The organism is Streptomyces sp. NPDC058662 (assembly GCF_042716255.1).
GTDB lineage: Bacteria > Actinomycetota > Actinomycetes > Streptomycetales > Streptomycetaceae > Streptomyces.
This window is the reverse complement of sequence record NZ_JBHXRU010000049.1, coordinates 20,867-31,560: the sequence shown is the minus strand read 5'-3', so window position 1 is coordinate 31,560 and position 10,694 is coordinate 20,867. Positions and strand designations below refer to the sequence as shown.

The 10,694-nt window shown below is 71.6% G+C and carries 9 protein-coding genes; 1 reads left to right on the top strand and 8 read right to left on the bottom strand.

Annotated elements, in window-relative coordinates:
• A partial coding sequence (locus tag ACFWUQ_RS18645; RefSeq protein WP_384539033.1) for an AAA family ATPase occupies window positions 1–2,077 on the top strand: 2,077 nt, incomplete at its 5' end.
• Window positions 2,078–2,155: 78 nt separating this feature from the next.
• On the opposite strand, the gene ACFWUQ_RS18640 is transcribed toward ACFWUQ_RS18645, so the two are convergent.
• The 8 genes from ACFWUQ_RS18640 to rimP form a co-directional block, all read right to left on the bottom strand.
• Window positions 2,156–3,112: a bifunctional riboflavin kinase/FAD synthetase gene (locus ACFWUQ_RS18640; RefSeq protein WP_384539031.1), complete on the bottom strand. Its 957-nt coding sequence runs from the start codon at window positions 3,110–3,112 to the stop codon at window positions 2,156–2,158.
• Window positions 3,113–3,489: 377 nt separating this feature from the next.
• Window positions 3,490–4,398, bottom strand: a complete 909-nt coding sequence (truB, locus tag ACFWUQ_RS18635; RefSeq protein WP_384539029.1) for a tRNA pseudouridine(55) synthase TruB — start codon at window positions 4,396–4,398, stop codon at window positions 3,490–3,492.
• Window positions 4,395–4,850, bottom strand: coding sequence for a 30S ribosome-binding factor RbfA (gene rbfA / locus ACFWUQ_RS18630; protein WP_384539027.1), 456 nt, complete (start codon window positions 4,848–4,850; stop codon window positions 4,395–4,397). Before rbfA ends, truB begins: the two co-directional genes overlap by 4 nt.
• Window positions 4,851–4,884: 34 nt before the next feature.
• Window positions 4,885–5,178, bottom strand: a complete 294-nt coding sequence (locus ACFWUQ_RS18625) for a DUF503 domain-containing protein (RefSeq protein WP_030030358.1) — start codon at window positions 5,176–5,178, stop codon at window positions 4,885–4,887.
• Window positions 5,179–5,363: 185 nt separating this feature from the next.
• The gene (infB, locus tag ACFWUQ_RS18620; protein ID WP_384539025.1) at window positions 5,364–8,483 is read right to left on the bottom strand and encodes a translation initiation factor IF-2; all 3,120 of its coding nucleotides are present in this window, start codon (window positions 8,481–8,483) and stop codon (window positions 5,364–5,366) included.
• 151 nt (window positions 8,484–8,634) lie between these two features.
• Window positions 8,635–8,922, bottom strand: coding sequence for a YlxR family protein (locus ACFWUQ_RS18615; protein ID WP_384539023.1), 288 nt, complete (start codon window positions 8,920–8,922; stop codon window positions 8,635–8,637).
• A gap of 176 nt (window positions 8,923–9,098) precedes the next feature.
• Window positions 9,099–10,109 carry a transcription termination factor NusA gene (gene nusA, locus ACFWUQ_RS18610; protein WP_384539021.1) on the bottom strand — a complete coding sequence of 337 codons (1,011 nt, stop codon included), beginning with the start codon at window positions 10,107–10,109 and terminating at the stop codon, window positions 9,099–9,101.
• 2 nt (window positions 10,110–10,111) lie between these two features.
• Complete coding sequence (gene rimP, locus ACFWUQ_RS18605; protein WP_384539019.1) at window positions 10,112–10,609, bottom strand: ribosome maturation factor RimP; 498 nt, start codon at window positions 10,607–10,609, stop codon at window positions 10,112–10,114.
• Window positions 10,610–10,694: the final 85 nt, after the last annotated feature.

Below are 10,694 nucleotides of genomic sequence, written 5' to 3'. Positions count from 1 at the left end.
CGCCAACCCCTACGGCACCCCGCCCGCCCCGGCACAGACCGACGCCCCCGGCTACGGCTACCCGCCCGCGAGCACACAGCCGCAGGACGCCGAGGCTCCGCACGGCACCGCCCCCGCGCCCGCCGACGCCCAGCCCGACGGCTACGGCACCCCGCGCACACCCCAGCCCCAGGACGCCAAGGCCCCGCACGGCACCGCCCCGACCCGGGCCGAACGCGAGCCCGACAGCTACGGCTTCCCCCGCACACCCCAACCGCAGGACGCCAACCCCTACGGCACCCCGCCCGCCCCGGCACAGACCGACGCCCCCGGCTACGGCTACCCGCCCGCGAGCACACAGCCGCAGGACGCCGAGGCCCCGCACGGCACCGCCCCCGCGCCCGCCGACGCCCAGCCCGACGGCTACGGCTTCCCGCCAGCGAGCGCACAGTCGCAGGCACAGGGGCCGACACCCCGGCCGCAGGACGCCAACCCGTACGGCACCGCCCCGGCACACACCGACGCCCCCGGGCACGGCTTCCCGGCACCGCAGGCGCAGGCTCCGGCCGCGCAGGACGGCCGGCCGTACGGCGCTCCGGGGGCTCCCCCGATGCCGGCACCGGGGCCGCAGCGGCCGCAGGACGGCCAGGGGTACGGGTTCCCGCCCGCGCAGCCGCAGGCCCCGCAGGCCGCCGGCCCCTACGGCGCCCCGCCCGCCCCGCCCGCCCCGGCGCCCGGCGTCGACGGCCCCGGTTACGGGGTCCCGACCGGGCCGGAGCAGCCGCAGCCGCAGGTACCACCGCAGCCGCAGCCGCAGGCACAACCGCAGTGGACCCCCGGGCCCGGGCAGCAGCCGTACGACCCCCGTTACGCGGCGGGTCAGACGGCCAGCGGCGCGCCGCTCGGCTACACCGCCGCCGTGGAGCTGTCCTCGGACCGGCTGCTGCGCAACAAGCACAAGCCGAAGACCGCCGGCAGCGGCGGCCCCGGTGGAGGCGGCCTGTTCCGCTTCGGCGGCAAGGCCGCCGAAGCGGAGCGCCAGCGCAAGCTGGCCCTGATCCGCACCCCGGTCATGTCCTGCTACCGCATCGCCGTCATCAGCCTCAAGGGCGGCGTCGGCAAGACGACGACCACCACCGCGCTCGGCGCCACGCTCGCCACCGAGCGCCAGGACAAGATCCTGGCCATCGACGCGAACCCCGACGCCGGAACGCTCGGCCGCCGTGTCCGCCGCGAGACCGGTGCCACGATCCGGGACCTCGTCCAGGCGATCCCGTACCTGCACTCGTACATGGACATCCGCCGGTTCACCTCGCAGGCGCCCTCCGGTCTGGAGATCATCGCCAACGACGTGGACCCGGCCGTCTCCACGACGTTCAACGACGAGGACTACCGGCGCGTCATAGAGACGGTGGGCCGCCAGTACCCGATCGTCCTCACCGACTCGGGCACCGGTCTGCTGTACTCCGCCATGCGCGGGGTACTGGACCTGGCCGATCAGTTGATCATCATCTCGACACCGTCCGTGGACGGCGCGAGCAGCGCGAGCACCACGCTCGACTGGCTGTCCGCGCACGGGTACTCCGAACTCGTCTCGCGCTCCCTCACCGTCATCTCCGGGGTCCGCGAGACAAGCAAGATGATCAAGATCGAGGACATCGTGCAGCACTTCGAGACCCGGTGCCGGGGCGTCGTCGTGGTGCCGTTCGACGAGCACCTCTCGGCGGGCGCCGAGGTCGACCTCGACATGATGCGGCCCAAGACGCGCGAGGCGTACTTCAACCTCTCCGCCCTGGTCGCTGAGGACTTCATCCGAGCCCAGCAGCAGGCTCCGCAGGGGCAGGGCCAGTGGGGAGCCCCCCAGCAGCCGCACCCGGCCCAGCCCCAGCAGGCCCACCCGCACCCGCAGCCCCACCCGCAGCAGCAGCCTCCGTACGGGCAGCCGCAGCCGCAGCCTCAGGGCCAGCCTCCGTACCAGCAGCCGCAGCCCCCGCAGCAGCCCTACGGCCAGCCCTACCCGCAGGCCGGGCAGCCCTGGCAGCAGCCGCCGGCCCCGCCGCAGCCGGGACAGCCCCCGCGCGACCCGCGGCTCGGCTGAGACAACGAGAAGGGCCCGTACTGTTCCCGGATCCAGGATCCGGGAACAGTACGGGCCCTCGCCCGTCGGCGCCGCGCGTCAGCGTCGGGCGTCGTACGCGTCCGTCAGCACCCGGGCGCGCTTCACATCGTCCGCGATGGCCTCCAGCAGACCGTCCAGCGACTCGAACCTCGCCATGCCCCGCACGTAGGAGAGGAACTCGACCGCCACGTGCATGCCGTAGAGGTCCAGTCCGATGCGGTCGATCGCGTACGCCTCGACGGTCCGCTCGGTCGCGTCGAACTGCACGTTCGTCCCGACCGAGATCGCCGCGGGCATCCGCTCGCCGTCCGCGGTCAGCCAGCCGGCGTACACGCCGTCCGCGGGGATCGCGGTGTGCGGCTGGGTCTCGACGTTGGCCGTCGGGTAGCCGAGCTCGCGGCCGCGCTGCGCTCCGCGCACCACGACGCCCTCGACGCGGTGCGGCCGGCCGAGGATCTCGGCCGCGCCCTCCACGTCGCCCTCGGCCACCAGCTTGCGCGCCAGCGTCGAGGAGAACGGCACGCCGCCGCCCGCCTCGCCCCGCACGACCAGGTTCACGACCTCGACCTCGTAGTCGTAGGTGGACCCCAGTTCGCGCAGGAAGTCGACGTTCCCGGCGGCCCGGTGGCCGAAGCGGAAGTTCGGCCCCTCGATGACGGCGCGCGCGTTCAGCTTGTCGACGAGCACCTTCACGATGAAGTCGGCCGGGGAGAGCTGGGAGAACTCCGCCGTGAACGGCAGGATCAGCAGCGCGTCGACGCCCAGTCCGGCCATGAGTTCGGCGCGGCGGTCGTACGGGGCAAGGATCGGCGGGTGGCTGCCCGGCCGGACGACCTCGCTCGGGTGCGGGTCGAAGGTGACGACGACGGACGGGACGCCCAGCTCGCGCGCCCGGGCGACGGCCCGTCCGATGATCAGCTGATGACCGCGGTGCACACCGTCGTAGGAGCCGATGGTGACGACGCTGCGTCCCCAGTCCTGGGGGATGTCCTCCAAGCCACGCCAGCGCTGCACTGTGACCGCTCCTCGCCCGAACCCGTGTAGTCCCTGTACTGATTGCCGATTGCAGGACTAAGACTGCCATGCCCCCGGCCGGTGCCCCGCATCGGCATCCGGCACCTTCGTCACCGCCCGGCCGCCACCGGATCCGGGGCCCGGCGCCGTGCGGACGGCACGTGTGGCGAAAGCGCCCCCTTGCGCTCCCTCCATTCACTCCGAGCGCCTGCTCGGACGGGTGAATAACAGGGCCCGGGTGGATAGAGAGTTACCCGAGGGGGGTCGTGGAGCGGTGAGCGGCAGTACGAGTACGGCGCTCACCGCTCCACGTCGGAGACTCGGCAGCGGTTACCGGTACCGGCGGCGGTTACTGGTACCGGTACCGGCCGGCCGGGTCAGACGAAGACCGCGAGGGACTTCGCCTTTCCGCCCTTGCTCTCCACGAGCCCGAGCAGATCGCCCTTCGGCCCGTAGACCGCGACGGTCCGCCCGGCCTCGTACACGTCCGGCATCTCGATGCGCACGCCGTTGGCGAGCAGCGAGGCCCTCCGGGCGTCCAGGTCCCAGCGCGGGAACGCGGCGGCGGCCGCCTCGCCGATCGGCATGACGGTCAGCTCCTCCTGGAGCTGGTCCAGGGTCCTCGCCCGGTCGATCTTGTACGGGCCCACCCGGGTGCGCCGCAGCGCGGTCAGGTGGCCGCCGACGCCCAGGTCGGCTCCGAGGTCGCGGGCCAGGGCGCGGATGTACGTACCGCTGGAGCAGACGACGGAGACCACGAGGTCGACGACCTTGGTGCCGTCCTCGGCCTCCGCCTCGCGCATGTCGTACACCTGGAACGACGAGACGGTCACCGGACGGGCCGGGATCTCGAACTCCTCGCCGTCACGGGCCCGCTTGTAGGAGCGGACGCCCTTGATCTTGATGGCGCTGACCTTGGAGGGGACCTGCATGATGTCGCCGGACAGCTTGGCGACACCCGCGTCCACGGCCTCGCGGGTGACCGCGGCGGCGTCCACCGAGGAGGTGATGTCGCCCTCCGCGTCGTCCGTCACGGTGTTCTGGCCCAGGCGGATCGTGCCGAGGTACTCCTTCTCCGTGAGCGCGAGGTGGCCGAGGAGCTTGGTGGCCTTCTCGACGCCCAGGACCAGCACGCCCGTCGCCATCGGGTCGAGGGTGCCGGCGTGGCCGACGCGGCGGGTCCGGGCGATCCCCCGCATCTTGGCGACCACGTCGTGCGAAGTGAAGCCGGACGGCTTGTCGACGATGACAAGGCCGTCCGGAGTCTTCCCTGCTTCGGTGCTCATTCCGCGGCTGCGTCCTCGTCGTCCTCGTCCTCGCCCGGCTTCTTGTACGGGTCGGCGTCGCCGGCGTACTTCGCGCCGGAGGACACCTCGCGCACCTGGGCGTCGGAGGAGCGTGCCTTGTCGAGGAGGTCCTCGATGGTCTTGGCGTTCTCCGGGAGGGCGTCCGCCACGAAGGTCAGGGTCGGCGTGAACTTGGTCGCCGCCGCCCGGCCGACCGCGGAGCGCAGGACGCCCTTGGCGCTCTCCAGGCCCGCTGCCGCGCTGGCCCGGTCCTCGTCGTCGCCGTAGACCGTGTAGAAGACCGTGGCCTCCCGCAGATCGCCGGTGACCCGGGTGTCCGTGATGGTCACGTGCGTACCGAGGCGGGGGTCCTTGACACCGCGCAGCAGCTTCTCGGCCACCACCTCCCGGATGAGGTCCGCCAGCTTCTTCGCCCGCGCATTGTCGGCCACTGGTCCGTCTCCTTCTTTTCTTGCAGACAAGCAATCAGTCTTCATCACCGTGGAAGCGCCGTCGTACGGACAGCAGCTCCACTTCCGGACGCGCCGCGACCAGCCGCTCGCAGCGGTCCAGTACGTCCGAGAGGAACCCCGCGTCCCCACTCACCAGGGCGACCCCTATACGGGCCCTGCGATGCAGGTCCTGGTCGCCCACCTCGGCCGCGCTCACCGAGAACTTGCGTTGGAGCTCGGCCACGATGGGCCGGACGACGGAGCGTTTCTCCTTCAGCGAGTGGACGTCGCCGAGGAGCAGATCGAAGGACAGAGTCCCCACGTACATGCAGTTCCGGATGTCCCGCCGGTGCGGGTTCGGTGGCCCGCCGGGCCCTCGCCCGGCAGGATTACCCCGCCGCCGTGCGGCCGGGTCACCAGAACCGTACACGCAACGGCCGGGGCCGATCGACGGATATTCCGCCGACCGGCCCCGGTGCCACGCGTTACGACACGGTGCGAACCGCCTCGCGCTTACGCGCGCGGCTTCTCGCGCATCTCGTACGTCGCGATGACGTCGTCGATCTTGATGTCGTTGAAGTTTCCGAGGTTGATACCGCCCTCGAAGCCTTCGCGGATCTCGGTGACGTCGTCCTTGAAGCGGCGCAGACCCGAGATGGTGAGGCTCTCGGCGATGACCTTGCCATCGCGCAGGAGCCGCGCCTTGGTGTTGCGCTTGACCTCGCCGGACCGGATGAGGACACCGGCGATGTTGCCCAGCTTCGACGAGCGGAAGACCTCGCGGACCTCCGCCGTACCGAGCTCGACCTCTTCGTACTCCGGCTTGAGGAGACCCTTGAGGGCCGCCTCGATCTCCTCGATGGCCTGGTAGATCACCGAGTAGTAGCGGACGTCGACACCCTCGCGCTCCGCCATCTGCGCGGCACGGCCGGCCGCACGGACGTTGTAGCCGATGACGATGGCGTCGGAGCCCATCGCCAGGTTGATGTCGGACTCGGTGACCGCACCCACACCGCGGTGCAGGACGCGGATGTCGACCTCTTCGCCGACGTCGAGCTGGAGCAGCGAGGACTCAAGGGCCTCGACCGCACCGGACGCGTCGCCCTTGATGATGAGGTTGAGTTCCTGGACGAGACCGGCCTTGAGGACCGAGTCGAGGTCTTCCAGGGACACCCGGCGGACGCGCTTGGCGAAGTTGGCGTTGCGCTCTCGCGCAGCACGCTTCTCGGCGATCTGACGGGCCGTACGGTCCTCGTCCACGACGAGGAAGTTGTCGCCGGCGCCGGGGACGTTGGTGAGACCCAGGACCAGGACGGGGGTCGCGGGACCCGCTTGCTCGACGTTGTTGCCCTTGTCGTCGAGCATGGCGCGCACTCGGCCGTAGGCGTCGCCCACGACCATCGTGTCGCCGACGCGGAGGGTACCGCGCTGGACGAGGACGGTGGCGACGGCACCGCGGCCGCGGTCGAGGTGGGACTCGATCGCAATACCCTGAGCGTCCTGCTCCGGGTTGGCGCGCAGGTCGAGCGAGGCGTCGGCGGTGAGGACGACGGCCTCCAGCAGCGAGTCGATGTGCAGACCCTGCTTGGCGGAGATGTCGACGAACATCGTGTCGCCGCCGTACTCCTCGGCGACCAGACCGAACTCGGTGAGCTGACCGCGCACCTTGACCGGGTCGGCACCCTCGACGTCGATCTTGTTGACCGCGACGACGATCGGGACGCCGGCGGCCTGGGCGTGGTTGAGCGCCTCGATCGTCTGCGGCATGACGCCGTCGTTGGCCGCGACCACGAGGATCGCGATGTCGGTCGACTTGGCACCGCGGGCACGCATGGCGGTGAACGCCTCGTGGCCCGGGGTGTCGATGAAGGTGATCTTGCGCTCTTCACCGTTGACCTCGGTACCGACCTGGTAGGCACCGATGTGCTGCGTGATGCCGCCGGCCTCGCCCGCGACGACGTTCGTCTTGCGGATGGCGTCGAGCAGTCGGGTCTTACCGTGGTCGACGTGACCCATGACGGTCACGACCGGCGGACGCGGCATGAGGAATTCCTCGCCGCCCTCGTCCTCGCCGAACTCGATGTCGAAGCCCTCAAGGAGCTCGCGGTCCTCTTCCTCCGGGCTGACGATCTGAACGACGTAGTTCATCTCGCCGGCCAGCATTTCGAGGGTCTCGTCGGAGACGGACTGCGTGGCAGTGACCATCTCGCCGAGGTTCATCATCACGGCGACGAGCGACGCCGGGTTGGCGTTGATCTTCTCCGCGAAGTCGGTGAGGGACGCACCGCGCGACAGGCGAACGGTCTCGCCGTGACCACGCGGCAGCATGACGCCGCCGACCGACGGGGCCTGCATGGCCTCGTATTCCTGGCGACGCTGGCGCTTGGACTTGCGACCACGACGCGCCGGACCACCGGGACGGCCGAAGGCACCCTGCGTGCCACCACGGGCACCGGGACCGCCGGGACGACCGCCGAAGCCGGGACGACCGCCGCCACCGGCACCGGCCGGACCGCCGCCGAAGCCGCCGCCACCGGGACGGGGACCGCCGAAGCCGCCGCCGCCACCGGGACGCGAGCCCGGACCGGCCGGACGACCGGCGAAGCCGCCGCCCGCGGGACGACCGGCACCGCCGGGACGACCCGCGCCGCCCGTACCGGGACCGCGGCCGGGGCCGCCGCCGGGACGGGGACCGGGACCGCCGGCAGCGGGACGCTGCGGCATCATGCCCGGGTTGGGACGGTTACCGCCGGGGGCACCACCGGGACGCGGGGCGCCGCCCTGCGGACGGGGCATGCCGCCCGGGGTGGGACGGCCTGCGCCCTGCGGGCGCGGAGCGCCGCCGGGGCCGCCCTGCGGGCGGGGAGCACCCTGGCCGCCGCCGGCGCCGGGGGCACCGGGACGGGGAGCGCCGGCCGGACGGGGCGCCTGCGGGCGCGCCATGCCGGTGGAGCCACCAGAGGTGAAGGGGTTGTTGCCCGGACGGGGACCCGCCGGACGGGCACCCTGCGGACGCGGGGCCTGCGAGCCGCCGGGGCCCGCGGGGCGCTGCGCCGGAGCACCGGGAGTGGTGCCCGCGGGACGCGGGGCGCCGGGACGGGCGCCGGCCTGGCCACCCTGGGCCGCCGGACGCTGCTGCGCCGGACGGGGGCCGGGGGCCGCGGCGGGACGCTCGGTGCGCGCCGGGGCGGCCGGAGCCGCCGCCGGAGGCGCGGAGAACTCGGTCGCCACGGGCGCCGCCGGAGCGGGCTTCGGGGCGGCCGGAGCCTTGGGGCCGGGACGCGGGCCGGATGCGGCCGGAGTCACCGGGGCGCTGGGGGCCGGAGCCTCGGCAGCGGCCGGCTTGGGAGCCGGTGCGCCGGGCTTCGGGGCAGCGGGACGTGCCGCGGCGGCCGGGGAGGGCGCCGCGGGCTTCCCGGGCGCGGCCTTGCGGGGCGCGCCGGGCTTCGCAGCGGACTTGCCGGCGTTGCCGCCGGGCCCCTGCAGTGCGTCAGTCAACTTGCGTACAACCGGCGCCTCGATCGTCGAGGACGCCGAACGGACGAATTCACCGAGTTCTTGGAGCTTGGCCATGACGACCTTGCTCTCCACTCCGAACTCCTTGGCGAGTTCATATACCCGGACCTTAGCCACTTCGCTCCTTTTAGGTCCGGGTTACGCCGGACCGTCGCTACTTCATGGGCGTACTCATCGCGTACTCATCGAGTGCTCATCGCAATCTCGACCTACTTCCAACTCGCGAGGTACCTGACCGCACGGACTTCCCGTGCCGTTCTCTTGCTTCTTACGGTGTCGCCCCGGCCGCGGGGGCCAGGGCTGCGCGCAGTTCCTCCGTGTCGAGCGGTCCGGTGGACCGGAGTGCCCGGGGGAATGCGCGGCGGCGGACCGCCTGGTCGAGGCAGACCACGGCGGGATGCACGTAGGCACCCCGACCGGGCATCGTACCGCTTGGATCGGGGACGCATGCGTCCCCGATCGCCACGATGCGCAGCAGATCGATCTTGGCCGCTCGCTCCCGACACCCCACACAGGTGCGTTCGGGGCATGCGCGGGCTTGCGTCCGGCCAGACACGCTTGAGTCTACCTCCCCGCACCGACGTCTTCCCCGGCGAGATCCGGGCGAAAAGTCGAACGGCTGTTGTTTTCGTCGTTCCGGCGTCCCACGCGGCGCGCGCGGAACCCTGTCGGGTCCCGTGCGCGCGGTCGTGGTCCTGTCTACCGTTCGGGTAGCCCCGGCAGGTACCGGTTTTATTCCCCGCCCCGGTCCGAGTCGACGTCCAGGGCCGTCTCGGTGTCGGGACGGATGTCGATGCGCCAGCCGGTGAGCCGCGCGGCGAGGCGGGCGTTCTGGCCCTCCTTGCCGATGGCCAGCGACAGCTGGTAGTCGGGCACGGTCACCCGCGCGGAGCGGGTGTCCCAGTCGACGACCTCGACCTTGCTCACCCGGGCGGGTGACAGGGCGTTGGCGACCATCTCGGCGGGGTCGTCCGACCAGTCGACGATGTCGATCTTCTCGCCGTGCAGCTCGGCCATGACGTTGCGCACACGGCTGCCCATCGGGCCGATGCAGGCGCCCTTCGGGTTGAGGCCCGATCGGGTGGACCGGACGGCGATCTTGGTGCGGTGACCCGCCTCGCGGGCGATCGCCGAGATCTCGACGCTGCCGTCGGCGATCTCGGGGACCTCCAGCGAGAAGAGCTTCTTCACCAGGTTGGGGTGGGTGCGCGAGAGCGTCACGGACGGACCGCGGACACCCTTCGCCACCCGCACGACGTACGCCTTCAGGCGCAGCCCGTGCGTGTACTCCTCGCCGGCGACCTGCTCCTGCACCGGCAGGATGGCCTCCAGCTTGCCGATGTCGACGAGGACGTTCTTGGGGTCCTTGCCCTGCTGGACGACGCCGGTGATGACGTCTCCCTCGCGGCCGGCGAACTCGCCGAAGGTCAGGTCGTCCTCGGCGTCGCGCAGACGCTGGAGGATCACCTGCTTGGCGGTCGTCGCCGCGATGCGGCCGAAGTCCGACGGGGTGTCGTCGAACTCCTTCGGTTCCTGGCCCTCTTCGAGGTCCCTCGGGTCTTCCGTCGCCCACACGACCACGTGACCGTTGGTGCGGTCCAGCACGACGCGGGCGCGGCGGAAGCTCCCCTCGGTCCGGTGGTACGCGATGAGGAGGGCCGACTCGATCGCTTCGACGAGCAGGTCGAAGGAGATCTCCTTCTCCCGGACCAGACCCCGCAGGGCACTCATGTCGATGTCCACGGCTACGCCTCCTCTTCCTTCTTGTCCTTGCGGTTGAACTCGATCTCGACACGCGCCTTGGCGATGTCGGTGAAAGTGATGCGGCGGGCGGTCGCCTTGCGGCCCTTCACGCCCGGGATTTCGAGGTCCAGACCCTCGTCGTCCACGTCGAGGACGCGGGCGACGGTCTCTTCGCCGTCGGAGAGCTGGAACTTCACGAGGCGGCCGATCGCCCGTACGTAGTGGCGGTGCTCGGTCAGCGGGCGGTCCGCGCCCGGAGAGCTGACTTCAAGGACGTACTCGTCCTCACCCATCGCCTCGGATTCGTCGAGCGCGTCGGAGACCTCGCGACTGAGCTCGGCGCACGCGTCCAGTTCCACGCCCTCGTCGGAGTCCACGATGATCCGCAGCATCCGGCGCTTGCCGGCCCGGGACAGCTCGATCTCTTCGAGGTCCAGGCCCTTGGCGGCGACGAGCGGCTCCAGCAGTCCGCGCAGCCTGTCGCTCTGGGTGGTGCTCATCCGGGTGACTCCTCGGCCGCGTGTGCTGTTGTGATGTCCGTCGTGCGTCAGGTCAAAGGGTATCCGGTCGCGGAGGGTGTTGCCG

Bases quoted from the DNA above. Each gene is read 5' to 3' on its own strand.
- truB (WP_384539029.1), bottom strand. From the start codon at position 4,398: ATGAGCACCGAAGCAGGGAAGACTCCGGACGGCCTTGTCATCGTCGAC.
- ACFWUQ_RS18625 (WP_030030358.1), bottom strand. From the start codon at position 5,178: ATGTACGTGGGGACTCTGTCCTTCGATCTGCTCCTCGGCGACGTCCAC.
- rimP (WP_384539019.1), bottom strand. From the start codon at position 10,609: ATGAGCACCACCCAGAGCGACAGGCTGCGCGGACTGCTGGAGCCGCTC.